The 25,125-nt window shown below is 48.6% G+C and carries 25 protein-coding genes and 2 pseudogenes; 13 read left to right on the forward strand and 14 right to left on the reverse strand.

What is annotated here, in order from left to right:
• Window positions 1-79: 79 nt before the first annotated feature.
• The 7 genes and pseudogenes from cysG to MK185_04555 form a co-directional block, all read right to left on the reverse strand.
• Window positions 80-1,456: a siroheme synthase CysG gene (gene cysG / locus MK185_04525; protein MCH2039875.1), complete on the reverse strand. Its 1,377-nt coding sequence runs from the start codon at window positions 1,454-1,456 to the stop codon at window positions 80-82.
• Between the two features lie 47 nt (window positions 1,457-1,503).
• A complete protein-coding gene (serS, locus tag MK185_04530; protein ID MCH2039876.1) occupies window positions 1,504-2,790 on the reverse strand; it encodes a serine--tRNA ligase in 1,287 nt (428 codons plus the stop codon).
• Window positions 2,791-2,834: 44 nt separating this feature from the next.
• The gene (gene crcB, locus MK185_04535) at window positions 2,835-3,209 is read right to left on the reverse strand and encodes a fluoride efflux transporter CrcB (protein MCH2039877.1); all 375 of its coding nucleotides are present in this window, start codon (window positions 3,207-3,209) and stop codon (window positions 2,835-2,837) included.
• Complete coding sequence (locus tag MK185_04540) at window positions 3,210-4,553, reverse strand: replication-associated recombination protein A (protein MCH2039878.1); 1,344 nt, start codon at window positions 4,551-4,553, stop codon at window positions 3,210-3,212.
• Between the two features lie 17 nt (window positions 4,554-4,570).
• Window positions 4,571-5,209, reverse strand: a complete 639-nt coding sequence (lolA, locus tag MK185_04545) for an outer membrane lipoprotein chaperone LolA (GenBank protein ID MCH2039879.1) — start codon at window positions 5,207-5,209, stop codon at window positions 4,571-4,573.
• A gap of 39 nt (window positions 5,210-5,248) precedes the next feature.
• Window positions 5,249-6,721: pseudogene (locus MK185_04550) on the reverse strand (DNA translocase FtsK).
• Between the two features lie 780 nt (window positions 6,722-7,501).
• Window positions 7,502-7,894 (reverse strand): annotated as a pseudogene (locus MK185_04555) (DNA translocase FtsK 4TM domain-containing protein).
• Window positions 7,895-8,086: 192 nt separating this feature from the next.
• Here MK185_04555 and aat point away from each other — a divergent pair.
• The 3 genes from aat (at window position 8,087) to infA (ending at window position 9,811) form a co-directional block, all read left to right on the forward strand.
• Window positions 8,087-8,803, forward strand: coding sequence for a leucyl/phenylalanyl-tRNA--protein transferase (aat, locus tag MK185_04560; GenBank protein MCH2039880.1), 717 nt, complete (start codon window positions 8,087-8,089; stop codon window positions 8,801-8,803).
• Window positions 8,800-9,504 (forward strand): arginyltransferase, encoded by a 705-nt coding sequence (locus MK185_04565; GenBank protein MCH2039881.1) that lies wholly within the window; start codon window positions 8,800-8,802, stop codon window positions 9,502-9,504. Before aat ends, MK185_04565 begins: the two co-directional genes overlap by 4 nt.
• Window positions 9,505-9,592: 88 nt before the next feature.
• Window positions 9,593-9,811, forward strand: coding sequence for a translation initiation factor IF-1 (infA, locus tag MK185_04570; protein ID MCH2039882.1), 219 nt, complete (start codon window positions 9,593-9,595; stop codon window positions 9,809-9,811).
• A 55-nt stretch (window positions 9,812-9,866) separates the two neighbouring features.
• On the opposite strand, the gene clpA is transcribed toward infA, so the two are convergent.
• The gene (gene clpA / locus MK185_04575) at window positions 9,867-12,128 is read right to left on the reverse strand and encodes an ATP-dependent Clp protease ATP-binding subunit ClpA (protein ID MCH2039883.1); all 2,262 of its coding nucleotides are present in this window, start codon (window positions 12,126-12,128) and stop codon (window positions 9,867-9,869) included.
• Window positions 12,129-12,143: 15 nt separating this feature from the next.
• Window positions 12,144-12,503 carry an ATP-dependent Clp protease adapter ClpS gene (clpS, locus tag MK185_04580; protein ID MCH2039884.1) on the reverse strand — a complete coding sequence of 120 codons (360 nt, stop codon included), beginning with the start codon at window positions 12,501-12,503 and terminating at the stop codon, window positions 12,144-12,146.
• Window positions 12,504-12,720: 217 nt separating this feature from the next.
• Between clpS and cspD the strand changes: the two genes are divergently transcribed.
• Entirely contained in the window at window positions 12,721-12,975 is a 255-nt protein-coding gene (gene cspD, locus MK185_04585; GenBank protein ID MCH2039885.1) for a cold shock domain-containing protein CspD, read from the forward strand.
• A gap of 57 nt (window positions 12,976-13,032) precedes the next feature.
• Here cspD and MK185_04590 read toward each other — a convergent pair whose 3' ends face one another.
• Window positions 13,033-15,267, reverse strand: coding sequence for an NADP-dependent isocitrate dehydrogenase (locus tag MK185_04590; GenBank protein MCH2039886.1), 2,235 nt, complete (start codon window positions 15,265-15,267; stop codon window positions 13,033-13,035).
• 241 nt (window positions 15,268-15,508) lie between these two features.
• Here MK185_04590 and MK185_04595 point away from each other — a divergent pair, with 241 nt between their 5' ends.
• From MK185_04595 to MK185_04625, 7 genes are all read left to right on the forward strand, one after another.
• Window positions 15,509-16,141, forward strand: a complete 633-nt coding sequence (locus MK185_04595; GenBank protein MCH2039887.1) for a pseudouridine synthase — start codon at window positions 15,509-15,511, stop codon at window positions 16,139-16,141.
• A gap of 76 nt (window positions 16,142-16,217) precedes the next feature.
• On the forward strand, window positions 16,218-16,667 hold the full coding sequence (locus MK185_04600; GenBank protein MCH2039888.1) for an NUDIX hydrolase: 450 nt from the start codon (window positions 16,218-16,220) through the stop codon (window positions 16,665-16,667).
• An 81-nt stretch (window positions 16,668-16,748) separates the two neighbouring features.
• A complete protein-coding gene (gene mnmA / locus MK185_04605) occupies window positions 16,749-17,861 on the forward strand; it encodes a tRNA 2-thiouridine(34) synthase MnmA (protein MCH2039889.1) in 1,113 nt (370 codons plus the stop codon).
• Between the two features lie 12 nt (window positions 17,862-17,873).
• Complete coding sequence (hflD, locus tag MK185_04610; GenBank protein ID MCH2039890.1) at window positions 17,874-18,527, forward strand: high frequency lysogenization protein HflD; 654 nt, start codon at window positions 17,874-17,876, stop codon at window positions 18,525-18,527.
• 19 nt (window positions 18,528-18,546) lie between these two features.
• Window positions 18,547-19,407: a hypothetical protein gene (locus MK185_04615; protein MCH2039891.1), complete on the forward strand. Its 861-nt coding sequence runs from the start codon at window positions 18,547-18,549 to the stop codon at window positions 19,405-19,407.
• 13 nt (window positions 19,408-19,420) lie between these two features.
• Entirely contained in the window at window positions 19,421-19,753 is a 333-nt protein-coding gene (locus tag MK185_04620) for an STAS-like domain-containing protein (GenBank protein ID MCH2039892.1), read from the forward strand.
• 10 nt (window positions 19,754-19,763) lie between these two features.
• The gene (locus MK185_04625) at window positions 19,764-20,243 is read left to right on the forward strand and encodes a hypothetical protein (GenBank protein ID MCH2039893.1); all 480 of its coding nucleotides are present in this window, start codon (window positions 19,764-19,766) and stop codon (window positions 20,241-20,243) included.
• Between the two features lie 216 nt (window positions 20,244-20,459).
• On the opposite strand, the gene MK185_04630 is transcribed toward MK185_04625, so the two are convergent.
• Together MK185_04630 and MK185_04635 are read right to left on the reverse strand one after the other, a co-directional pair.
• Window positions 20,460-20,828: a hypothetical protein gene (locus tag MK185_04630; GenBank protein ID MCH2039894.1), complete on the reverse strand. Its 369-nt coding sequence runs from the start codon at window positions 20,826-20,828 to the stop codon at window positions 20,460-20,462.
• Between the two features lie 291 nt (window positions 20,829-21,119).
• Window positions 21,120-21,317, reverse strand: a complete 198-nt coding sequence (locus MK185_04635) for a hypothetical protein (GenBank protein MCH2039895.1) — start codon at window positions 21,315-21,317, stop codon at window positions 21,120-21,122.
• Window positions 21,318-21,528: 211 nt separating this feature from the next.
• On the opposite strand from MK185_04635, the gene MK185_04640 reads away from it, so the two are divergent.
• The gene (locus MK185_04640) at window positions 21,529-21,744 is read left to right on the forward strand and encodes a helix-turn-helix transcriptional regulator (GenBank protein ID MCH2039896.1); all 216 of its coding nucleotides are present in this window, start codon (window positions 21,529-21,531) and stop codon (window positions 21,742-21,744) included.
• Between the two features lie 171 nt (window positions 21,745-21,915).
• Window positions 21,916-22,179 carry a helix-turn-helix domain-containing protein gene (locus MK185_04645; protein ID MCH2039897.1) on the forward strand — a complete coding sequence of 88 codons (264 nt, stop codon included), beginning with the start codon at window positions 21,916-21,918 and terminating at the stop codon, window positions 22,177-22,179.
• On the opposite strand, the gene MK185_04650 is transcribed toward MK185_04645, so the two are convergent.
• Both MK185_04650 and MK185_04655 read right to left on the reverse strand, forming a co-directional pair.
• Entirely contained in the window at window positions 22,176-24,710 is a 2,535-nt protein-coding gene (locus tag MK185_04650; protein ID MCH2039898.1) for a phage tail protein, read from the reverse strand. The genes MK185_04645 and MK185_04650 overlap by 4 nt on opposite strands.
• Window positions 24,652-25,077 (reverse strand): hypothetical protein, encoded by a 426-nt coding sequence (locus tag MK185_04655; protein ID MCH2039899.1) that lies wholly within the window; start codon window positions 25,075-25,077, stop codon window positions 24,652-24,654. Before MK185_04655 ends, MK185_04650 begins: the two co-directional genes overlap by 59 nt.
• Window positions 25,078-25,125: the final 48 nt, after the last annotated feature.

Here is a 25,125-nt window from a genome sequence, read left to right on the forward strand (position 1 = left end):
TTTTATAACTCACTCGGAATAAGCATAGTAGATATCAGTAGAAGTACCGACTTTTTAACCCTGGCAATCGAAATGAGGATTATTTTCGCCAATTCAGGCGATCATGGAGTGATACTACACTGCCAATGATCGTCAACGTCGGCGCCTGAAGGTCGTGGCTTGCGACATAGGCAGGCATATCTTGAATGTTAGAAACATGCACCTTCTGATCGGGTAATGTCCCTTTTTCTACCAGCGCTATCGGCGTATCTGCTGTCATACCATGGCCAATCAGTTCCTTACAAATTAGCGGTATGCCAGTGAGACCCATATAAATCACCAGAGTCTGATGAGGGTGGATCAGTTCACTCCATGGCAGGTTACAGGTACCGTCTTTCAGATGACCCGTAACAAACCGAACGCTTTGAGCATGATCACGATGGGTCAGTGGAATGCCTGAATAAGCAGCACAACCACTGGCAGCGGTCACACCAGGAACAACCTGAAAAGGCACGCTCGCCGATGCCAGCTCCTCGATTTCTTCTCCACCGCGCCCAAAGATAAAAGGGTCGCCACCTTTTAGCCGCAACACCCTTTTTCCCGCTTGCGCAGACTGGACCAATAGCTGGTTAATACCTTCCTGAGGCACAGAATGGTCGCTTTTAGCTTTGCCAACATAAAACTTTTCAGCTTCTGGTGAAATAAGCTCAAGAATCCGCGGATTCACCAAGCGATCGTAATAGACGATATCTGCGCTCTGTATCAGCCGTAAAGCACGAAACGTCAGTAAATCCGGATCACCCGGCCCCGCTCCAACCAGATAAACTTCGCCGACAGCTGGTTCATTGCCATTTACCAATGCTTCACTCAGGGATTCTGCTTGATCATGCTGGCGCGAAAGAATCAACTCAGGAACACTACTGTGAATCCAGCGGCGCCAGAAAGCGGCGCGCTCCTTTGCAGGCAGCTTTTGCTTGATACGATCCCGCAGTGACTGCATCAGTTTACCGAGGTCTGAATACTCAAGCGGCAGGAACGCCTCAAGCCTCTCTTTCAGGTATCGGGTTAATGCTGGTGAGGCTCCGCTGGTTGACACGGATACCAGAATAGGAGATCGATCAATCACTGCGGGGAAAATGAAATCGTTACTGACTGTCTGATCAATGCGACAAACTTTTCGGTTTTCAGCGCGGGCTTTGTCGGCAAGCACTGCGTTCAACTCGCTGTTGTCCGTTGCCAACACAACGAATTCAGCGATACCAAAATCAAGCTGCTCATCCGCCATGATCTGATGCCAGGAAACCTGGTCAGCATTGGATATCGACTGCTTTATGTCAGCGGAAAGCTCAGGAGCAACAATTGATACCGTGCAACCTGCACTAATCAAGGTGCGTATTTTACGCTGGGCAATATTGCCACCGCCGACCACTAGGAAGGAGGTGTTATCCCCCCGGAGTACGAGGGGTAAATTCATCATCGGATCTGATCTCTCATCAAACGCCTGGTTTTAAGCAACAGCGACATTTACGCAGCGCTGATAACTTCCAGGCCACCCATATAGGGGCGTAACACTTCCGGGACAATAATCGACCCATCTTCTTGTTGATAGTTCTCCAATACAGCAACCATGGTGCGGCCCACTGCAAGACCAGAACCATTCAGCGTATGCAGCAGCTCAGGCTTGTTGGTCTCCGGATTTCTCCAGCGAGCCCCCATGCGGCGCGCCTGGTAATCCTCGAAGTTCGAGCACGAAGATATCTCACGATACTTCTGCTGACCCGGCAACCAGACCTCCAGGTCGTAAGTTTTAGCCGCAGAAAAACCAAGATCGCCACCACACAAAATCACTTTGCGGTAAGGCAGATTCAGCTTTTGAAGAATGTTTTCGGCGTGTCCCGTCAGCTCCTCTAAGGCAGCGTCGGATTCGTGCGCCTGAACAAATTGCACGAGTTCTACTTTGTCGAACTGATGCTGACGGATCATTCCCCGGGTATCACGACCATAGCTGCCTGCTTCAGAACGAAAGCACGGCGTATGCGCCACTTTTTTGATCGGTAAATCGGCAACCGAGATATTCTCCCTCAGCAAGTTTGTTACCGGCACTTCCGCTGTTGGAATCAAGTACAGATCTTTATCGCCCTGAGCATTTGGAATCTTAAACAGATCCTCCTCGAATTTTGGAAGCTGGCCTGTGCCCTCAAGTGCCTCTTTATTGACCAGGTAAGGCGTGTAGGTTTCTTCATAACCATGCTCCTCACTGTGTGTGTCCAGCATAAACTGAGCAAGTGCTCGATGCAGGCGGGCCATCTTGCCAGACATCGCGACAAAGCGGGATCCTGCTACAGTAGCACCAGCATCAAAGCTCAGGCCAAGAGGCTCACCAAGGTCGACATGGTCCTTCGCTTCAAAATCATACTGAGTTGGTTCACCCCAGACGAGCACCTCGATATTGTCTTCTTCATCGTTGCCATGCGGTACCTCTTCGCGAGGAACATTTGGGATACTCATCAACAGCTCACGCAAGGTTTGCTCAGCTTGCTTTGCTCTCGCTTCTGCTTCAGTGATATCGGCATCAATGCTACCCATAACCTGGGCTTTGGCATCTTCCGGCGACATTCCCTGACCAATCAATGCACCAATCTGTTTCGACGCCTTTTTCTTCTCAGCCTGCAATGCCTGCGATTTGGTTAATGAGGCCTTGCGTTCTTCGTCCAGCCGCTTGAACTCTATGTCGTCGAAAGTAAATCCTTTTTTCGCCAGGCCTGCTTTTACCTGATCCAGATTGTCGCGAATAAATTTGATGTCCAGCATTCGTCTGCTTCTTCTATTCCAGAAAAATTAAAATCTTATAAAAATTAACTGATCGATTTTGATAACCACATACCCGCCAGCGTTGCGAGCACGCACCCCACCAGACTCCCACCCATATAACTGAAAGCGGCCAGCCAACGCTCTTGTTGTAGCATTGAGATACTTTCCAAGGAAAAGGTGGAAAAGGTGGTGAATGCGCCAAGGAAACCCACCATCGCTAACTGCCTGTGATGGTCTCCGCCCCACTCATGCTCCACTAGCCAAATGTAGGCTATGCCGATGGCGAAGGAGCCTATCAGGTTCACTGACAGGGTGCCATAGGGAAAGGGTTTATCCATCCATTTAAAGATTGCGGTTGCCACAAGATAGCGCGATATTGCGCCGAGAGCGCCACCTAATCCGATCCAAAGTAACGGCATTTAATTCGATTCCTGTGATCCATCTGGCTCAGCATACCTTTTTAATGGTGACTGCTGGTTGAGCTGACGCAAATGCTCAAGTTTGTGCCCTATTTTACCTTCAAGCCCCCGCGGGGTCGGCTCGTATAGTCGAGTATTGCGAATCTCTTCGGGGAAATAATTTTCCCCTGCAGCAAACGCATCCGGCTCATTATGAGCGTAACGGTATTCTGCACCGTAACCGGACTCTTTCATTAATTTTGTCGGTGCATTGCGAAGATGCAGCGGAACTTCATGGCTTGGCTGCTCTGCCACCAGAGCTTTTGCTTTATTGAAAGCCATATACACCGCATTACTTTTCGGCGCGCAAGCGAGATATGAAACAGCCTGCGCAAGAGCAAGCTCTCCCTCAGGACTCCCAAGCCGGGTTTGAACATCCCATGCATTCACACACAATTCCAGCGCCCGCGGATCCGCATTGCCAATGTCTTCAGAAGCCATACGAACCACGCGACGGGCAATATAAAGTGGGTCACAACCACCATCCAGAATCCGAACGAACCAATACATTGCGGCATCCGGATCAGAGCCGCGAACCGACTTATGCAGCGCCGAGATCTGGTCGTAAAAAGCTTCCCCGCCTTTATCAAAACGGCGCAGATTGTTCGCCAATAACTGATCGACGACATTTAAATCCAGGCGGTGTTCTGCTTTTGCTAACTGCAGCGCAAACTCCAGCAGATTAAGCGATTTACGCGCATCACCATCACTGGCCTGGGCAATTCGTCGTATTGCCTCTTGCTCAAACTGCGGTGCGCTATCCAGTTTGTTAAGCGCTTGCTCTAATACTTGCTCAATCTGGACTGGCGAGAGGCTTTTCAGAATATACACCTGTGCCCGTGACAGCAGTGCATTATTCAATTCAAACGAGGGGTTTTCTGTGGTGGCACCAACAAACAAGAAAGTGCCATCTTCAACATAGGGTAAAAATGCATCCTGCTGGGATTTACTAAACCGATGAACTTCATCGATAAACAGAACGGTTTTTCGGCTTGCGGCGCGACTTTGCTGGGCTCGAATCACAGCCTCTCGAATATCCTTTACGCCCGACATCACCGCACTAATAGTGATAAAAGTGGCATCGACATAATGAGCTATTAAGCGCGCCAGCGTGGTCTTACCGACCCCCGGCGGCCCCCAGAAAATGATGGAATGTAAGTCACCATTATCAAGACTGCGGCGCAACGGTGTGCCGTGGCCTACAATATGCTCCTGACCGACATATTCATCTAACGTCCGCGGCCTCAGGCGAGAGGCCAATGGTTCATAAGCGGGTTCTGAAGACCCAAACAGATCATCCGTCACAACAGCTGGTACTCACCTTAAAAGGATTTGCGACCATCAATCACATCCACACCTTCCGGCACATCGAAGATAAACGCTTGCTCGTCGATAGCTTCATTGGCTTTTTGATCACTAAAAATAATTTCAGTGAGCTGACCCGCCGCATCAAAGATCATCATCCGTTCCAGGGTATTAGCGCGATAATGGAATTCCAGTGATTGAAATAGTTGACTAGGATCTTTAGGTACTAACTGGAACAACGAGTTCTCTCCCGACGCTTCATGACTGACAGCGAAACTGGCATCAATTTGACTTGTATCGCCACTCAGCAACAGCGCTGGAGTCTCCTGAACCCTTAAATCCATATTACGAATGGTGACCTGCTCAAGATCCATATCGTAGACCCAGATAAGCAGACCATCCGATATCACGAGTTGCGCAAAGGGGTCTTCCGTCTCCCAGCGCATTTTTCCAGGCTTGGCTACGCTGAGCGTACCCTGCATCTGCTGCAAAACCTCACCCCCCTGGGCTTTGGAAGTCTGCACAAAAGCCGCCTGGAAATTCTCCATCCCCTGCAATTGCGCCAGAAACTTTTCTAGGTCTGAATTGTGCGTGTTTGACGCCAATGCAAATGACGACATAAAAAGAGTGAAGGTCAATATTGCGCGAGAGAGCATACTGTTGGGCATTCCTGTTGCTGAGTGTTTGAAAAATGATTATTGCGGTGCAGCACGGGCAATAACTTCCCGGGCACCGTTGTGAGCTGGAGGTGATACCACCCCTGATGCCTCCATCGTTTCAACCAGACGCGCAGCGCGGTTATAACCAATACGAAGCTTGCGCTGTACCGATGAAATGGAGCATTTACCCGATTCGGTTACAAATGCGACGGCCTGATCATAAAGATCGTCTTTTTCATCGCCGCCTTCGACTCCCGGAACACCATCCCCCTCCCCACCCTGAGTGATTTCTTCAATATATTCGGGTTCTCCGCGCTGCTTCCACTCTGCAACCAGGCGATGAACTTCATCATCATCAACAAAGGCACCATGAACACGCTCTGGCAGGGCGCTGCCAGGGGGCATAAATAACATATCACCATGCCCAAGTAGTTGCTCAGCACCGCCTTGATCAAGAATGGTTCGGGAATCGATTTTAGAGGATACCTGGAACGCAATTCGGGTTGGCACGTTGGCCTTAATCAAACCGGTAATCACGTCTACCGATGGTCGCTGTGTTGCCAGCACCATGTGAATACCCGCTGCACGAGCCTTTTGCGCAATCCGGGCAATCAACTCCTCCACTTTCTTACCGACCATCATCATCATGTCAGCAAACTCATCGATGACAATCACAATATAAGGTAGCGGTTCGAGTGTCGGTGGTGTGGTATCGAATGACTTATCAATCTGCCAGGTAGGATCAATAATCGACTCACCGGCGTCGATTGCATCTTTAACCTTTTTGTTGAACCCCGCGATGTTCCGTACGCCCATTGCAGCCATCAGCTGATAACGACGTTCCATTTCCTCTACCGACCATCGCAACCCATTATGAGCCTCTTTCATATCGGTAATAACGGGCGTCAGTAGATGGGGTATGCCTTCGTAAACCGACAATTCCAACATTTTGGGATCCACCAGAATCAGCCTCAGTTCTTCTGGCGTGGCTTTGAACAACAACGACAACAACATCGCATTAACGCCGACTGACTTACCGGAGCCGGTGGTGCCTGCGACCAGCATGTGCGGTGCTTTTGCCAAATCCGTAACGATTGGATTGCCACCGATGTCGTGTCCCAGAGCAATGGTCAACGGAGATTTGCTTTTGTCGTATTCTTTTGAGGCCAACACTTCTGAGATACAGACCATGGCACGGTTTTCATTTGGAACCTCAATCCCCATAACCGATTTACCCGGGATAACCTCAACCACACGCACCGCCACCATAGCCATGGAACGTGCCAAATCCCGGGCTAATCCGGAAATTTTACTGGCCTTTACGCCAGGAGCTGGCTGTATTTCGAATCGGGTAATGACCGGACCAGGCGCAACCGCCGTGACCTCAACCTTAACGCCAAAATCAGCCAGTTTCTGAACCAGCATCTGAGACATTTCCTGAAGTCGTTCTGGTGCAAAACCAGCGCCCTGGTCTGTTCGAGGTGGGTCTAGCAATGCAATTGAAGGCAGCGGCTGATCAGCCTTGAATAAGTTACCCTGTAATTCGCGAGTCGCGCGCTCAGATAAACCACTGTCTTTCTTTTCCAGAGGCTGAATTGGAATTTCCTTATCTGCACTCTCCCGCGCAATAGCGACGCTATCTTGCTGCTGTAACTCCGCTTTTCTGGTTTGCGAACGGTTGGTATACGCTGCACCGTTTGGAGCCAGATCCGTCGCAACCGTTCCGGAAGAAACCGGCTGAACCGTTGGCGGCTCTGCGCGAGTCGCTCTAGCAACCTGTTTTTTCATGACATCCGCTGGACTCGACGCAGATACTTCGACAATGTCATCCACAACAGGCAAAGAATCGAGAGTAGCACCTTCAACCGATAGATCCGCAATGGGGTCATCAAACTCGACATCAAGGGGCGTAAAACAGAATTCTTCCGATGCATCCAAGAGCTGCGATTCAGTGGATTCTGAGTCACTCGAATGGGCATTGCGCTTATTCTTCGCTGCGTCTTTTCTTCGCCTGATTTTATCCTTTAAACGGGCTAAGACGCCCTCAGGACGCTCTCCCGAGGGGCCGTTCATTACCTCGGTTCCAGCAGAAACAACAGTAAGATCATCACTTAAAGTAACCGCATCCTGATCAGTCACCGGCATTTCCGGACCACACTGATTTGCATCGGCCTTTTCCGGTGCAACCGGTTTACGAACAAGGCGCTGCGGCAAGCCCATCAAAAAATCACCAATACGTTCAAACAGTGCCAGCCAGGAAAACTCCAGAAATAATACTAAGCCCAGAGCCAGTGACGCTGTGGTTATAACAACAGAGCCGGCAAAACCGAACAAAGGCCACAATAACGACATCAAGGATTGCCCAAGAGCACCACCAGGACCCGCTGGCAGCCATGCCGAGTGCAATACACTCACTTCAGCCAATGCACATAAGCTCGCAACAGTAATCAGAATGCCGATTAAACGGACATACCAGTGGCCAGCGTTATTTTTTTGCCTTCGGAAAAGCAGTCCTAAGCGAGCGATTGTCAGCAGAGGTAATGCGAACGCAAGAAAGCCAAGCGCATGAAATAGAAAGTCGGCAATGTATGCGCCCACCTGTCCTGCTGCATTGGTTTCAGAGGAATAACCAACAGCAGCCCAGCCATTTTGTTCAGGAGAATAGGAGCCCAGCGCAAGCAACAGTAGCAGCGATCCAACCAGCAGCAAAAGAAAAACCGCATCCTGGCGTTTTCTCCAGTTGGTTGGCCTGATGTCTGAACCTTGTGCACCCGCTGGTGCAGTCGTATCAAGATCTTGGCAAGACTTATCCTCAGACAAATCGCGTTCCTGTTACACTTAAGATGAAAAAGCAGAGTTTACCACGGGTTTTACATGATTGATTGGTTGGATGATACACAACCTCCTAAATTCCCCAATAGCAGACAAGCACTGGATGATCCGAATGGATTACTGGCCGCCGGGGGATGCCTGACTCCGCGATGGCTCGACGAAGCATACCGTCAGGGTATATTCCCGTGGAACGACCCTGATGAAGTGCGCCTTTGGTGGTCTCCGGCGCCTCGAGCCGTAATCACCCGGGACAGCTTCCGGCTTTCACGGACAGTAAGAAAGCTTATTAAGCGCATGGATAAGCCTAGCGTTACTATAAATCAGGCATTTGATCAGGTAATCGATAGCTGCGCGGAACCCCGTGAATACCAGCAAGGAACCTGGATTGACGAAGACATCCTGCACCATTACAAGCGACTTTGGCTGAATGGTCGAGCGCTGAGTATTGAGCATTGGAATTCCGATGGAAATCTAATCGGAGGTTGTTACGGCGTTGTGAAAGGCGCGGTGTTTTTTGGCGAGTCTATGTTCTCCAGAGAGGCCAATGCTTCAAAGATAGCGTTTGCAGTTGCTGCACCGGTCTTGCTGAAGGCTGGCATCCAGCTGATTGATTGCCAGATGCATACCGACCACCTCGCTCAATTTGGCGCTACAGAGATTGATCGCAACCACTTTGAGGCCCTCCTCCGACACTTTACCCAACAACCTACACAGCTTAAATTGCCAGCCGTCATCGGGTTAACGGAGAACAACACATGAAACAAATACGTGTTTTTCTGCCAAACGAGAGCGACACCTGCTCTTATCTACCACAATTCCAATCCCGAAGCCTATATGTCGACCCAAGGATTGAGCTTAACCAAGAGATGCTATCGCTACTGAACCAAAAAGGCTTTCGCCGTAGTGGCAGAGTGGTTTATCGGCCAGAGTGCCCCAGCTGCAATGCCTGCACACCACTGCGCATCCTTACTGACAATCTTGAGTTGAGCCGCTCACAAAAACGCATCATGAAACGCAATCGCGACCTGGAACTGAGGATCGAAAGCCCCATTGACGGAGCATTGCACTACCCACTTTACGAAAACTACATTATCCAACGTCATGCTGACGGCGACATGTACCCACCATCCTTTGAACAATATCAGGGATTCCTCCTTGAAGACTTCGACACCACACGTTTTTTATGTGCCTACAAGGACAATCAGCTGCTGGGGGTTCTGGTGTTTGATCAATTGGATGACGGGTTATCTTCGGTGTATTGTTTTTTTGATCCAGAACAGTCGAAGCGCTCTCCCGCCATGTTCCTGATATTGTCGCTTTCCGCGATCAGCAATCAACTCGACCTGAGATACAACTATCTGGGGTATCAGGTGGATGGTTGCCGCAAAATGGCTTACAAAAGGCAATTCTCTCCACTGGAAGCGTTAATTGATGATGAGTGGCAAGCGATTCAGAGATAGCCCTTTGCTTTTACAGAGAATTGAGGCAGAATGCGCGCGCATTGTACTAACCAAGCGGGCATAAGCTCAGCGTCTAAACAGGTGACGAATGGCAAAAGATGATCACATTGAAATGGAAGGCGAGGTAATTGATACCCTTCCGAACACTATGTTCCGTGTAAAACTGGAAAACGGACACGTAGTTACTGCTCATATTTCAGGCAAAATGCGTAAGAACTACATCCGCATCCTGACTGGAGATAAGGTAAAAGTGGAGTTGACTCCATACGATCTGAGCAAAGGCCGCATCACCTACAGAGCGCGTTAATTTACGTGCCGCGCTTGCCTCATTTTCACTGAAAGGCAAGCGCAACAAGGTTCCGTTAAGCCGGAACCTCCTCTATCAATTCAATCGCAATATCTCCGTCCTCCACAAGAATATCAACCTCTCCACCCCGATCGGCCAGGTCACCAAACAGAATTTTCTCTGCCAGTGGTTTTTTGATCTTATCCTGCACCAGACGATTCATCGGTCGAGCACCCATTTTCTCATCATAGCCATGCTCACCTAGCCACTGTTTAGCCTCTTCGGATACGTTCAGCATCACTCGCTTCTCATCCAATTGACCTTGAAGTTCGGCTATGAACTTGTCAACCACATGCAGAATCGTATCTTTTGACAACGGAGCAAACTGAATAACAGAATCGAGGCGATTTCGGAACTCAGGGGTAAAGACCTTCTTCAGCTCTTCAGCACCGTCAACAGAATGATCCTGCTGGGTAAAACCAATACTGTTACGACTCATCATCTGAGCACCTGCATTGGTCGTCATGATCAAAATCACATTGCGGAAATCCGTCTTACGACCATTGTTATCCGTCAAGGTGCCGTGATCCATAACCTGCAACAAAATATTAAACACCTCGGGGTGAGCTTTCTCAATCTCATCGAGCAGCAGCACGCAGTGGGGGTTCTTGTTCACCGCTTCGGTCAGCAAGCCACCCTGGTCATAACCGACATAACCCGGAGGAGCGCCAATGAGGCGAGAGACTGTATGGCGTTCCATATATTCCGACATATCGAAACGAACCAGCTCCATTCCCATGACTGATGCAAGCTGCTTCGATACTTCCGTTTTACCAACACCGGTAGGACCGGCAAACAGGAATGAACCTATTGGCTTTTCGGGAGCATTCAGGCCAGCACGAGACATTTTAACCGCCGTCGACAAGCTTTGTATCGCTTCATCCTGACCAAATACGACCATGGATAATTTGTCTTCAAGCTTGAACAGCAACTCTTTATCAGATGCTGAAACAGACTTTGGTGGAATACGGGCAATTGATGCAACCACCTGCTCAATCTCGCCGACGCCGATAACTTTTTTGCGCTTACTCTGCGGCAGCAAGTGCTGCTGAGCACCAACTTCATCAATCACATCGATCGCCTTATCTGGCTGATTGCGATCATTGATGTAGCGATCTGCTAACTCTGCAGCAGCTTTGAGTGCTTTATCGGTGTAACGAATTGCATGATGCTCCTCAAAACGCGATTTTAGCCCCTTCAGGATCTTATACGTATCGTCCACTGAGGGCTGAGCTACGTCGATTTTCTGGAAGCGACGCGTCAGCGCACTGTCTTTCTCAAAAATACCGCGGAATTCTGTAAAGGTAGTGGAACCAACACAACGAATTTCACCTGAGCTCAGCAGCGGCTTAAGCAGGTTGCTTGCATCCATCACACCACCTGATGCCGCACCGGCGCCAATGATGGTATGAATCTCATCGATGAACAAAATACCATGAGGCTGCTTTTTGAGCTCAGCCAACAAAGCCTTAAAACGCTTTTCAAAATCCCCGCGATATTTTGTTCCTGCCAATAATGCACCCATATCAAGGCTGTACACTACCGCATCTTTGATCACCTCTGGTACATCCTGATCAACAATACGTTTAGCAAGACCTTCAACAATAGCTGTCTTACCGACACCGGAATCGCCAACCAGCAATGGATTATTCTTGCGGCGGCGTGCAAGAATCTGAACAAGGCGACCAACTTCAAAATCACGCCCAATCAGCGGATCAATTTTACCCTCTTTTGCCGACCTATTGAGATTGGTGGCATACCCTTCAAGAGCATTTTTACCGCTACTTTCACCCTCTTCCTCAGGAGATTCTGCCATCTGGTCGGAACTCTCTTCCGGACCGGAAACTTTGGAAATACCGTGAGATATGTAGTTAACAACGTCGATACGGGCGATATTTTGTTGCTTCAGGAAATAGACAGCCTGGCTTTCTTGCTCACTGAATATGGCGACCAGCACATTGGCACCAGTAACCTCAGACTTACCAGAAGACTGCACATGAAACACAGCGCGCTGCAGAACGCGCTGAAACCCAAGTGTTGGTTGCGTTTCTCGCTCCAGATCTGACTCTGGAATCAGAGGGGTGGTGGAATCCACAAACTCCTGCAGATCTTTTCTTAACTTAATTACATCCGCACCACAGGCCTCAAGTACCCTACCTGCAGCGTCATTGTCGAGCAGAGCCAGCAACAGGTGCTCTACCGTCATAAACTCATGACGTTTTGTGCGAGCTTCCTTGAACGCTTCATTCAGTGTTTGCTCTAACTCACGATTCAGCATAGCGCCTCCTAAGCGTTAATCTTCTACCGGTGCAATTTCACACATCAGCGGGTGCTGACAGTCTCTTGCATATTGATTCACTAAAGCCGCTTTAGTTTCAGCAATATCACGCGTATAAATTGCGCATACAGCACTGCCCTTATTGTGAACAGTGAGCATGATCTGGGTCGCCTCTTCAGAACCCTTATCAAAAAAGCTCTGCAATATTTCGACCACAAATTCCATCGGCGTGTAATCGTCATTCATCATAATGACGCTGTACATTGAAGGGCGCTTGAGCTCAGGCTTTGCAGTCTCAAACGCTACGCTCCCTTCGTCGCCGTAATCCGGTTCATCATTGTGTAATTCTAGTTGAGATTTGGGGGTATGAAGCATGGAGTTCAATAATTGGTGGATGAAACACTATGATACTCTGCAGTGAACAGTGCTCCAACCACTGAAACAGGCTGATCCATAAGAAACAATCTATTCCGAATGCTTGACGAAATATGGAGTGGCGCGTAGGGTTACAAAAAACGCCAGGACGGTGATATTCCATGTAACCTCTTGGCTATAAATGCCCGGTTTGAAAGGCTTGCAAAGGAGGTTCAGGATGAAAACAGGGACAGTTAAATGGTTCAACAACGCTAAGGGTTATGGTTTTATTCTGGCAGATGGCAGTAATGAGGACCTGTTTGCTCATTACTCTACGATCCAGATGGATGGTTATCGAACACTGAAGGCCGGTCAAGCCGTTCAATTCGATACCAAACCCAGTGACAAAGGTACGCATGCAATAAATATTCAGGCGCTTGAGTCTGAATCCAGCATTGCCCCGGAAGTTGATCAGCAACTCGAAGAAGCATGAACACCAGCCATAAAAAAACCGCCATCTGGCGGTTTTTTTATGGCTGGTGTTCATCATTTAGCAATGAATATTCGCCACCAGGTCGTTCAATGTAGCACTCGGACGCATGGCCTTTTCAGCCAACGATGGATCTGGACGGTAATAGCCGCCGATTTCTACGGACTTACCCTGAACCTCCGTCAACTCAGCGATAACTTTGGCTTCTTTGTCAGCAAAAGACTGTGCCACAGGAGCAAAGCAAGTCTGCAGTGCGGCATCTTCACTTTGCTCGGCAAGAGCCTCAGCCCAAAATTTCGCAATATAAAAATGACTCCCGCGGTTATCCAGCCCACCGACTTTACGCTCAGGTGACTTATTCTCGTCAAGCAATTTACCCGTGGCATCATCCAGTGCCTTAGCCAAGACATGAGCCCGCTGATTACCGGTCTGATCGGCCAGATGTTCCAGCGATGCAGCAAGAGCCATGAACTCGCCCAGTGAATCCCAACGCAAGAAATCATCATCCAGCAGCTGCTGAACATGCTTAGGTGCAGAACCTCCTGCGCCGGTTTCAAACAAACCTCCACCGTTCATCAAAGGCACGATCGATAGCATTTTTGCGCTGGTGCCAAGCTCCATAATCGGGAACAAATCTGTCAGATAATCACGTAAAACATTACCGGTGACAGAGATTGTGTCTTCGCCGTTCTTGATACGCTCAAGCGAGAAACGCGTGGCCTCTTCTGGCGCCATGATCCGAATATCAAGTCCCTCAGTGTCATATTCAGGGAGATACTTCTCCACTTTTGCAATCAACTGGGCATCGTGGGCACGATTTTTATCCAGCCAGAAGATGGCTGGCGTCCCGGTGATTCGCGCCCGCTTGACGGCGAGCTTAACCCAATCCTGAATCGGGGCATCTTTCGCCTGGCACATCCGCCAGATATCACCTTGCTCGACAGCGTGCTGCAGTAACACGCTACCCTCAGAATCGACAACAGACATTGTGCCATTGCCTGGCACCTCAAAAGTCTTGTCATGCGAGCCGTATTCTTCAGCTTTCTGCGCCATCAAACCAACATTTGGTACAGTTCCCATCGTCTTGGGATCGAATGCACCGTTCTTTTTGCAAAAATCGATGGTCTCCTGGTACACACCAGCGTAACAACGATCCGGAATTATCGCCTTGGTATCGCCCAACCCGCCGTTTTCATCCCAGGCTTTACCCGAATTCCTGATCAAGGCTGGCATGGATGCATCTACGATCACGTCGTTGGGGACGTGTAAATTGGTAATACCCTTGTCGGAATCAACCATTGCCACCTTGGTACGAGAAGCAAAAATAGCGTTAATTTTCGACTGAATCGCACTCTGCTTATCTTCTGGAAGACGATTCATTTTGTTTACAACATCACCAAAACCGTTGTTAGGGTTGATGGCTACCGATGCAAAATCATCGGCAAATTCGCTGTACAATTCACTGAAAAAGACATCAACGGCATGGCCAAAGATGATCGGGTCAGACACCTTCATCATGGTCGCCTTCAAATGCAGCGACAATAGCAACCCCTGCTCTTTACAGTCTTCGATCTGAGCCGCCAGGAACTCGCGCAGTGCTTTGCGACTCATAACTGAAGCATCAATGACCTCGCCCGCCAGCAGCGCTGTATTCTTCTTCAGTACCTGTGTTTCACCCGAATTATCTGTAAATTGGATACTTACTGAAGTATCCGTTGCAACAGTGACGGATTTCTCGCTGCCATAGAAATCACCCGACTCCATGTGAGCGACGTGGGTCTTTGAATCTTCAGACCATTCACCCATCGTATGCGGATTCTTGCGAGCGTAAGCTTTGACAGCTCCAGGCGCCCGACGGTCAGAGTTTCCTTCCCGCAATACCGGGTTAACCGCACTGCCCTTTACTCTGTCGTAAAGCGCTTTAATTTTAACCTCTTCTTCGTTCTGCGGCTCATCCGGGTATTTCGGGAAGGCGTATCCTTTAGCACGAAGCTCTTTCAGTGCATCTTTCATCTGGGGAATGGAGGCACTGATGTTAGGTAGTTTAATAATATTGGCTTCGGGAGTTTTAGCCAGATCACCTAATTCCGCCAGGGAATCCGCAATACGCTGATCTTCCTGCAAGTATTCACCCATCGTCGCAATCAAGCGGCCTGATAGCGAGATATCACGAGTTTCAACTTCGATTCCAGCAGACTGGGTAAACGCTTGAACAATCGGCAATAAAGAGTACGTCGCCAACGCTGGCGCCTCGTCGGTCTCTGTGTAGATAATTTTCGGGGTGTTTGTCGACATCTTTACTCCTGTAGCATTTAGCTTGTGCTGTATCGCGTGGGCTCAACAAATAGGTTGCTTGTGGCAGCCAGGTTTCGGTTGAATCGCCCTTAAAAACTCGCCAACCGTATACTTGGCGAGTAATAATCAGATCAATAAACACATTATTTGGTTCATTCACCGATATTCCGGGCGCTAATTTGTAGTTTTTCTACAAAAATTGCAAGCTAGACGAAAGAATTAGTAGTTTTCTTACATATCTATGGCAAAACTGATCCTGCTTAACAAACCGTTTAATGTTCTCTCACAGTTTAGTGACTCTGAAGGTCGCTGCACGTTGAAGACGCATATTTCTGAAACAAATGTGTATCCCGCCGGCCGACTGGACTATGACTCAGAAGGCTTACTACTGCTAACTGATAACGGTCAGTTACAAGCGCAGATCGCCAATCCGAAGTTCAAAATGGAAAAGACATACTGGGTTCAGGTTGAGGGGAATCCTGACGATGCCGCACTCGATGTATTGCGCCAGGGCGTCCTATTAAAAGATGGCCCAACCCGCCCAGCTAAAGTCAAAAAAATAGCCGAACCGGACATTTGGCAACGCGATCCTCCCATACGGCAGCGTCAGAACGACGTAACGCAATGGCTTGAAATAAAAATCTCTGAAGGCAGAAACCGCCAGGTACGTCGGATGACGGCACATATTGGATTTCCTACTCTTCGGCTTATCCGCACAGCCATTGGCAGCTGGTCACTGGAAACATTAAACCCGGGCGAAAGTCGCTGCCTTTCGGTTCACATGCCGGAAACGAACCCAACCGCCAAACAACCACCGCGGAACAAACGCCAACAACGTCACAAACACAGAAGTGGCAGGAAACTAAAACGCTGATTGAATTTGAGCAACATCTTCGTCTTAGGTAGACTCTGCGGCCTTTTGCACTCTTTGGATCTGATAGGTTATTCGTATGTCTGAACGCTGGACCCCGCATGCTACGGTTGCCACTGTTATCGAGCAAGATGGCCGCTTCCTGATGGTAGAGGAAGTATGTTCGGGCAAAACAGTGATCAACCAGCCTGCGGGCCACGTTGAACAGGGAGAGACCATTCTTGATGCCGCTCGTCGTGAAACACTGGAAGAAACCGGCTGGACGGCTGAGCCGAAGCACCTGATCGGTCTCTACACCTATACCGCCCCCAGCAATGGCGTTACCTACCATCGCTACTGCTTTGCCGCTGAAGCAGGTGAAGCAGTAGAAAATGCCGTGCTGGATGACGGCATCATCGGTTCGCGCTGGATGACCATTGAAGAATTACGCACCAGTCCCAACCTCCGGTCTGAAATGGTATTAACCTGTGTAGAGGACTATCTCGCAGGGCGGAAATTTCCGCTGAAAATTATCGTCGAACACGCTTGAATCGGCGCGCCTTGCAGCACACAAGTTTTTGCTTATTAGCAAAGACTTACATCAACAACTTAACAAAAGCATCCAAGCGAAATGACAAAGTTAGCTGACCTTAACCCAGCCACAACAAAAGTTATCGTTGGCATGTCCGGCGGTGTCGACTCTTCTGTTTCAGCCTATCTCCTGTTGAGGGAAGGCTATCAGGTGGAGGGGTTGTTTATGAAAAACTGGGACGAAGATGACGGCACCGAATACTGTACTGCCAAAGAGGACCTGAACGACGCTCAACAAGTCTGCGATACTCTGGGCATCAAACTGCACCAGGCCAACTTTGCGGCAGAGTACTGGGACAACGTGTTTGAGCACTTTCTTGAGGAATACAAGGCTGGGCGCACGCCAAACCCGGATATTCTGTGCAACCGGGAAATCAAGTTCAAAGCATTTCTGGAATACGCCGAGGTGCTTGGTGCCGACCTTATTGCGACCGGCCACTACGTTCGTCGCGGCGATAACGGTGAAATTACTCAGCTATTGAAAGGTCTGGATAACAATAAAGACCAAAGTTATTTCCTGCATGCGGTCGGTGGTGCTGAAATTGCCAAGACCCTGTTTCCGGTCGGCGAACTGGAGAAGCCAGAAGTTCGCCGGATTGCTGAAGAAAACCAACTGATCACTCACAATAAAAAGGATTCCACCGGGATATGCTTTATTGGTGAGCGCCGCTTTAAAGACTTTCTTCAGCAGTACCTGCCAGCCCAACCCGGACGCATCGAAACCGAAGATGGAATCGACATTGGCGAACATCAGGGCTTGATGTACCACACACTTGGCCAGCGCCAGGGCCTCGGCATTGGTGGTTTAAACGGGTTCTCAGAAGAACCTTGGTTTGTTGCCGACAAAGACCTTGAACGGAACATTTTGATCGCCGTTCAAGGCAAGAACCACCCCCGCTTGTTTAAAGACTGGCTGAAGACGTCCGAAATTTATTGGGTCAATGATGAGCCTGACTTGCCACTGCGCTGTAAAGCCAAGGTGCGTTACAGGCAGACTGATCAGGATTGCATCATCTACAAAGCAGAGCATGGCTACCGGGTTGTATTTGATCAGCCACAACGAGCGGTTACCCCAGGCCAGTCATTGGTATTATATGACAATGAAGTTTGTCTGGGCGGTGGCGTCATTGAACAAACCGGCAACGCCAGCTGAGAGGCAGAAATAATGAAAGAAAACAACTACACGCCTATGACCCGTAACTATGAGCAGGCAACCGCTCTTGCTGCAGTTTTCCAGGCTGCCTCTTTGGTGGAACAGCTGGCGCGAACCGGAGATATTCCACAAGAAACTACACAACCACTATTGGAAAGTTTGTTCACCCAGAATCCCGATCACTTCCACGATATTTATGGCGATGCCAGCACACGCCTGACCATCGGCCTGAGACAGCTACAGGCCATCGCGGGCAAAGACCCGCAAGGCATCAGTCCAGACGTAACGCGTTACGCCCTGAGTTTGTTGCACCTGGAAAAAAAGCTCAGTAAGGCGCCGGAAATGCTGAATACCCTCGGCCAGGGTATCCATAATGCAGAACGTCAGGCTGATCACTTTGGCATTACCCATGAGAACACCATTTCTTCACTGGCGGGCCTCTACAAGCAAACACTGAGCAACCTGAGCTTCCGCATTCGGGTCACTGGCAATCCCAGCTACCTGCAAACAAACCACACAGCCAACCGTGTCCGAACATTGCTACTGGCCGGAATACGAGCAGCCATGCTATGGCGCCAGGTGGGCGGCAAACGCTGGCACCTGCTGGTCAATCGTGGTCGCTATCTGAAGGCCTGTAATCAATTATTAGAGCCAAACACAAAGTAGCTAAGGATAGGAAAAGCAAATGGATGGAACCGCCAAATTTGGGCTCGTGAAATTCCCGAACAAATTATGCATTTACTCTCCAGAATACAGAGAGCACTGCATACTAAACCTTGAATTGATTCGAGTACTTGCGGGCCAGCGTGAACTGATATGGATCGACTTATCTTTAGTTCAAGAAATAACAGCTTCCGGAGCACTTGCTCTTTTCGCACAAATTACATCCGTTAAAATAAACGAAGCACTAAAAGCTGATATCCATATCATCGGCCCCAAAAACGTCGGCGCAAAACGATTATTTCTTAGAAGCGGCCTAACAAAAGCAATCGAAGTTAATGATAAGAAGCAACTAGAGAAGCTTTGGAAGTCTGACTCTAAATTTCAAAGTGGCTTCAACCCAGATAAACACTTAGAACCAACCTTGGAAAAAATTGAAAATACCATAAGGCTGCCATACAAGTTAAAGGAAGCGATTCAAGAGGCCGTACTCAACATAAAACAGCACGCCTATAGTGAGGCTCCAGGTGTCGTGCCCAGATGGTGGCACTACGCCTACACAGATCATTCGAACAACAGGTTCGTATTTGCCATCTGTGATCGTGGCATTTCTATACCAGGGAAACTTTCCGCGCTACAATTATCTGACGCTGACGCAATTGAAGAAGCAATGAAGCAAGGAGTGTCGAGTACAGGCGACCCTTGGCGTGGTAAAGGCTCAAATGATATAAAAAAGCCTATACAAACCGCTCAGACAGATAAGCTGCTGGTTCTCAGTCGACTCGGATTGTACGAATATAATCTTGATGCGATCCCTGTAAAGAAAACCATACTCAAGAACCAGTTCAATGGAACATTGATTGCTTGGGATTTTACAATCGAATAAGGAAATCGCGACCATGGGTGTCAACATGAAAATAAATATCGCAGATGACTTCTCCCCATCGCCATTTGGAAGACATGTGAGTGATGGAAAATTCAGCGGAGAAGCTTTCAGGAATGACGTATTGATTGAAGCCTTCTCTTCTACACAAGAAGAAATCCACATATACCTTGATGGTGTTAAGCGCGGGTTCGGCTCTAGCTTTCTTGAGGAGTCTTTTGCTGGGCTGCTTAGAAACGGAATTGCTTATTCCGACGTTAAAAACAGACTTATCATTCATACCAAAGATGAGGGCTACAAAAACGAAATTTGGAGCTACATCGAAGAGGAGAATGAAAGAAGATCTTGAGGCTTAAGCCATGGAACAGATACTTGTAAGTACGATTGTTAGTGTAATGGTTTTCCTAGGGTCTGCCGCAATAGCGTTAATGGGGTGGCAAGTCATCTTTAGGAATGCAAAAAAGCTTGCTTCACGAAATGAGTTATTTAACCGAAAGTCTAGAATCATTGAACAACTAAACTCGATTTCAAGCTCAGCACTGCTTTATTGGACCTCCGGAAACTCCTCGACTCTATCCAAGAATTTGCTCCAAACAGAGCTTTTTATCATCCAGCTAGAGGATCTTAAGAACCAAATTACAAATATTCCGGAATTTTCTGACCTAGACCTAAGCACTGAAACTGCAGCTCTACGGAAATCAATCACACTAGATGCAGAACAACCCAACTCAGTATCAATTGAAAGAAAACGCGAAAAAATTGCACTTATTATGTCGTGCTCTACTGAAATAAAACAAAAATTAAGAATCGCATTCGAACACGTGAAAAATGTAGAATAAGCAACATCACTCCATAGATTTACTTGCATCCCATACATGCCCCATTTAAAAAAGCTTAATCGCCGTTTCAGTACCGCTCCAATGATGGATAGGGATGGCACTAAGCATTTTACTACATATATCAATGCGTTAGAGGTCGGCAGGATTTCCTGTCGCACTTTTGACGCACGAAAATGCCGAGGCAATCACTAAAATCAGCCCTGCACTGCCGATAGCCTACCGATCACCAGACTCGCCATAGATACCGTCATAACCAACTACTTTCGGTGGTTGGTTGCTGATCACCTTTTTCTGCGCTGGATCATAAAGGCTAACAGCCATCGCTAACCCTCCGTGCTTTGCCAGGTAACCCATATGACGCTGATCAAATTTCAACGAACAATCAGTAAACAAAACCAACCATGACTCATTAGGCTGTACCAGCTCTACAACTGCATCGAACCACGACTCGTCAGCGATACGAAAACCTCCAGTCACATAACGCAGGTCTCTTTTCTCACCACTTGGCATTACTACAAACCCCTGATCTTGCCACTTGGCGCGGATTGCCCGTTTTCTGGCGTCGATTTCTTCGGGAGTCGGCATAAACTTTCACCATGGATACAGAATCAGATTATGTTGACCATTACTGCCAGCAATGGAAAGGGCAAATTGAACTTCGCCTGCCAGACAGGACGAGGATTGATTGTTTAACAGACACACACGCGATTGAGTTCGATTGGTGCAAGAAGTGGGCAGAGTCAATTGGCCAAGCACTGTACTACAGTGCCAAAACCGGCAAAGCTCCAAAAGTGGCGCTTATCTGCAAAGAAGACGAGGCGCGATTTGTACAGCGATTTCAGACCGCCGCCCCGGACATAGAATTTACGGTATTACCTACCTCCCCTTGATTGCACCGACGATTTCGGCCGCCAAATCATCAGACACATACTGACGATCGGCCGAAATCATAGGTAGTTCTGAAGGCACAACGACAAACGCATCTTCAGGAATTCGCTGAACCAGCTCGACACGACCCGAGACAACACGAGTGATCCAGCGCTCCGTTGTTAATGTACAAGCCTCCTTATTCATAAGACCCAATCCCTTCAATGTAAATTTCTCTTGTCACTAAACACCCAGCCGATTCACAAACAGTCAATACATCCAACTGAGTACGACAAGACTCTAAAAGCCACAATATAGACATCGCTCCAACTCTCCATTGCCTACAACTTAAAGTTTAACTTTATGTGACGACCTCTTTCTCACACTCATACTTTTCAGTTTTGATCCTCTGGAAACCATGAGTACAGAATCACTCCGGCAACGCTTTGGCCGCAATACTGCAAAATTCAGAAACCTTTCAGGTATCACGCAGGAGCGGCTCGCAGAGTTGGTCGATGTTTCTGTAATCACGATCTCAAACATCGAACGAGGCACACAAGGTCCTCGTTTCGATCTTATCGAGTCCATCGCTAAATCACTTTCTATCGATCCGTCAGAGCTGTTTACACCCTGACATACTGATAGAAAACGTATTCTAACTAAATAAACGTATCCTCGCGTTCAGCCGTGAACGCATAATGTAAAATTCACGGTTATTGTGTTCATATATGAACACAGAGGTATTTTTAATAACTAAATGATCAATTCCGGCAAGCGCTGGCGAGCGCTCAGGGAATCTCTAAAGATGGATCAGTTGGAGTTTGCAGGCATGATTGGAACGTCGCGAGCAACAATAAGCAGAGTAGAAAATGATCAGACAACATTGCGTTCTGACCATATCGCTCGTCTGGAGGAAGAGATAGGAATGCCAGTGCATCAAGCGTTACTGCTTGCGAGCATTCCAAAAGCAGACTGGACAGGCGAATATCTAAAACTAGATGAAAAGAAGCGGGCCGCAGTTGATGAGATCATCACCGCGACCATTAGTGCGATCAAGACGATAAACTAACCGCCCAGCGGCACTGCATCATCAAACTGATACACCTCCGGCCTGTCTTCTGCAGCAACCAGCGAGGCTTCATGCATACCCTTCGGCTTCATCGTTCGCAGTTTCGCAGGTATTGTCATTCGCTCTGATTCGCCAAACTGGAAGTAAGGCGGCTCCATCGACCCATTCAGAACCGGCTTAAAATCTAATGGCTCAGATATATTTACGAAGTATTCACTTGGTCCCGGCGTTGCGATCAGAGACTGGCCCGAACCATCAGGACGGCGAACAAGTATGTGATGAACACCATCACCCCACTGCACCGGCTCGCTCAACTCAAGCAATCGACCATCGACCGCGACAACTCGCCCGACTTGCGAAAGCTCAGGCGTGTCCACACCCAGCGCGCAGTAATCGAGCTTGCGACAGTTGAACCCGTCCATTTCCGTCCCGAACTTCCATTGAATACGGCGGTACTTATCGACCGCCACCATACGCATCCCCAGCTGATAGGCTTTCGTCCGGTCAGTCACTCCGAACAGCCGAACCTTTTTCAGGTTGTCACCGGCAACACCGGGCAACTGACAGACAATGGTTTTAGGCTTCCAGGTAATGCTGTCATAGTATTCCACCTCGTAGCCATCCTGCTCATCTTCGTCGAACATACTGGCATCAAAGCTGAAATCACTGGTGATATTGTCGACCTGAAACTGATGCTTAAAAACGGTCTTTGGCTCATCGCGCACTGGCACCACTTGGCCAAAATCGATGGTCGGCTCAGAAAAACCAACCTTCAACACCCGCTCAAGCGTTTTCCATAGCGTGGTTTCATTGTCGATCACAGCATCAAAGGTATCGTTCCGCTGTTTGAATATCTCACGCAAACGCCAGAATTCTCCCAGTGCCAGGGCATCATCACCATGACCGGACTGCTTAACCGCGTAGGCTGCAATATCTGCCGGATTCCGTGTTGGTAATTCTTGAGACCAGCTGAAATTGCCCGCCCCATCCCTCTGTAGATTGGGTATGCAACCGGTGCCTATCACGCTGAATTTACTCTCAGCCGCAGACCCTAAACGGTTATCGCCACGAATGGTAACCGCCATCGTCGTCCATGGGTAACTGGCAGCCGTGGGCAATTCTGAGCGCAAGCCAGCCCAGTCGCATTCATCCTTGTGACCAATACTGATTTCTGACTGAGTAAGACGACGAACTCGAAACTCTGGCTGTGAGCCTTCCGGGAAATGATAGGTCAGCGTATACGCCCTCTGATCCAGAGTTGAATCGGAAAAAGTGTGAACCTCCGTTTTAATCGGGGCATCGGGGTTATTGCGATACTCAATCATGACCTTAACGTCATGACTGTCTGTGCCACCGCCACCGCTCAGAATGGTCAAACCTTGCGGAAAGCTAAAGTCCAGCCGCGTTTGTGTGGTTCCTTGCTCGCTGGGTGTTGCTGAAAAGAACCCAAGCCATGCACCATAACTTTGATGCAGCACCCGATACTTTTGAGAAACCCAATTATAGTGATCAGCCTCTGGCCAACCTGCCCAACCGGGCACAACATTCCCTGAAATATCACAACGTTCGACTTCGATCCAATGCTCATCTGCCGAATCATTTTGAGCAGTAACCTTATAGAATGCAGAAAACAGAGGATCAGCTACTGAAGGAAAATCATAAATTTCAATGATTTTTCCAACATGATTGCCTGGGTAATCGCTGAAAAACTTCACAGTGCCGTTATACAAGTCGCGCAACTGCAGGCGTTTGCTGCCAATTACATAAATATGACCCGCCCAACGATTTAGATCAAAATCAGGCCCAAGCAACTCCAGCCCCGACCGGCCATCAGAACCACCGACCTCTTTTACCTGATACTCAGAGCGGTGCGCCGGGTGACCGGTCACATTTTCGCCAGGCTGAAAAATTCTATAATCAACAAAATCAGACAGCCGATTGACCGGCGTATCCCCGATCAGAATTTTATCTTCTTCGACCTCAACCTTATTGCGCGCAACGCACAACATCAAATTCAGTTCCTGTTGGTGATTCTTCCACTCGCGCCGTGGCTGATTCAGGTAATCAGGGATGATTTTATGACGACCCAGCAACAGAGGAACCACCCCCATGAGGCGTGATTTGTTTGCCTGAACGTTTACGTCATAAATTGAAGAACCAGCAGGTGCCGTGCTGTTGTAAGTATCAGGTATATTTTGCGCAGCCCTGTATGCATACATAGCCGATATAACACTGATAACCAGCATCGTCGCCGTGATTGCCTCTTTCGGCTCATTGAACAGATCGAGAACATCACCGGCATTGAGCGGAATATCCCACTGTTCCTCCCACTGCAAAGGCTGGCCATTCAGGTTCGCGCTGAACAGCTTTTTGTGTTCATCCTGAAACTGATCGCAGTGGCTCTTAATATAAGATATCAGCGTGGTTGCCGGTGCCACTTCAATGCGCTCGTGCGCTGCCTGGGTTTTGTCTTTAAAGACCCGGATTACCGCGCAATTGGCGGTATTCGATGCGGCTATTGGTAAGGCCATAGTCATTTTCAAAATCTCGAACGGATGGAACCTGAACACCGCGCCGGGACGCGATATGAATAACAGAAAGAATTCCGTCAGCAATTACGGTAACGCCGACGTGCCGGAAATTACCGGCGCTATCAAACACACAGACCATTACGCCCGCCGTAGGACGGTCTACAACCTGAAATAAACTGGCCGATTTAACTTCGGCCAGGTTCATATCTTGCTGAACGGATGGCGACACCCACCCAAACTCAGGTAGCTCCGGCCAACCAAACTCAACCATCAGAATAATTCGAGCCAGGCCCCAGCAATCGCAGCCACGAGGTACAGTTCGCCCCCGGTCCACATATTTAACCGTGGTATATTTATTTAGATTCATTGGTACTTTTCAGAACAAAGAGGTCAGAATAAAAAGTAAGAACAGCGA

The organism is Saccharospirillaceae bacterium, assembly GCA_022448365.1.
In the GTDB taxonomy this organism is placed as follows: domain Bacteria; phylum Pseudomonadota; class Gammaproteobacteria; order Pseudomonadales; family Oceanobacteraceae; genus Bacterioplanoides.

Excerpts from the sequence above, each read along its gene's own strand:
- cysG (MCH2039875.1), bottom strand. The coding sequence starts at position 1,456 with ATGATGAATTTACCCCTCGTACTCCGGGGGGATAACACCTCCTTCCTA.
- serS (MCH2039876.1), bottom strand. The coding sequence starts at position 2,790 with ATGCTGGACATCAAATTTATTCGCGACAATCTGGATCAGGTAAAAGCA.
- crcB (MCH2039877.1), bottom strand. The coding sequence starts at position 3,209 with ATGCCGTTACTTTGGATCGGATTAGGTGGCGCTCTCGGCGCAATATCG.
- lolA (MCH2039879.1), bottom strand. The coding sequence starts at position 5,209 with ATGCTCTCTCGCGCAATATTGACCTTCACTCTTTTTATGTCGTCATTT.
- aat (MCH2039880.1), top strand. The coding sequence starts at position 8,087 with ATGATTGATTGGTTGGATGATACACAACCTCCTAAATTCCCCAATAGC.
- MK185_04565 (MCH2039881.1), top strand. The coding sequence starts at position 8,800 with ATGAAACAAATACGTGTTTTTCTGCCAAACGAGAGCGACACCTGCTCT.
- infA (MCH2039882.1), top strand. The coding sequence starts at position 9,593 with ATGGCAAAAGATGATCACATTGAAATGGAAGGCGAGGTAATTGATACC.
- clpA (MCH2039883.1), bottom strand. The coding sequence starts at position 12,128 with ATGCTGAATCGTGAGTTAGAGCAAACACTGAATGAAGCGTTCAAGGAA.
- clpS (MCH2039884.1), bottom strand. The coding sequence starts at position 12,503 with ATGCTTCATACCCCCAAATCTCAACTAGAATTACACAATGATGAACCG.
- cspD (MCH2039885.1), top strand. The coding sequence starts at position 12,721 with ATGAAAACAGGGACAGTTAAATGGTTCAACAACGCTAAGGGTTATGGT.
- MK185_04590 (MCH2039886.1), bottom strand. The coding sequence starts at position 15,267 with ATGTCGACAAACACCCCGAAAATTATCTACACAGAGACCGACGAGGCG.
- MK185_04595 (MCH2039887.1), top strand. The coding sequence starts at position 15,509 with ATGGCAAAACTGATCCTGCTTAACAAACCGTTTAATGTTCTCTCACAG.
- MK185_04600 (MCH2039888.1), top strand. The coding sequence starts at position 16,218 with ATGTCTGAACGCTGGACCCCGCATGCTACGGTTGCCACTGTTATCGAG.
- mnmA (MCH2039889.1), top strand. The coding sequence starts at position 16,749 with ATGACAAAGTTAGCTGACCTTAACCCAGCCACAACAAAAGTTATCGTT.
- hflD (MCH2039890.1), top strand. The coding sequence starts at position 17,874 with ATGAAAGAAAACAACTACACGCCTATGACCCGTAACTATGAGCAGGCA.
- MK185_04615 (MCH2039891.1), top strand. The coding sequence starts at position 18,547 with ATGGATGGAACCGCCAAATTTGGGCTCGTGAAATTCCCGAACAAATTA.
- MK185_04620 (MCH2039892.1), top strand. The coding sequence starts at position 19,421 with ATGGGTGTCAACATGAAAATAAATATCGCAGATGACTTCTCCCCATCG.
- MK185_04625 (MCH2039893.1), top strand. The coding sequence starts at position 19,764 with ATGGAACAGATACTTGTAAGTACGATTGTTAGTGTAATGGTTTTCCTA.
- MK185_04630 (MCH2039894.1), bottom strand. The coding sequence starts at position 20,828 with ATGCCGACTCCCGAAGAAATCGACGCCAGAAAACGGGCAATCCGCGCC.
- MK185_04635 (MCH2039895.1), bottom strand. The coding sequence starts at position 21,317 with ATGAATAAGGAGGCTTGTACATTAACAACGGAGCGCTGGATCACTCGT.
- MK185_04640 (MCH2039896.1), top strand. The coding sequence starts at position 21,529 with ATGAGTACAGAATCACTCCGGCAACGCTTTGGCCGCAATACTGCAAAA.
- MK185_04645 (MCH2039897.1), top strand. The coding sequence starts at position 21,916 with ATGGATCAGTTGGAGTTTGCAGGCATGATTGGAACGTCGCGAGCAACA.
- MK185_04650 (MCH2039898.1), bottom strand. The coding sequence starts at position 24,710 with ATGGCCTTACCAATAGCCGCATCGAATACCGCCAATTGCGCGGTAATC.
- MK185_04655 (MCH2039899.1), bottom strand. The coding sequence starts at position 25,077 with ATGAATCTAAATAAATATACCACGGTTAAATATGTGGACCGGGGGCGA.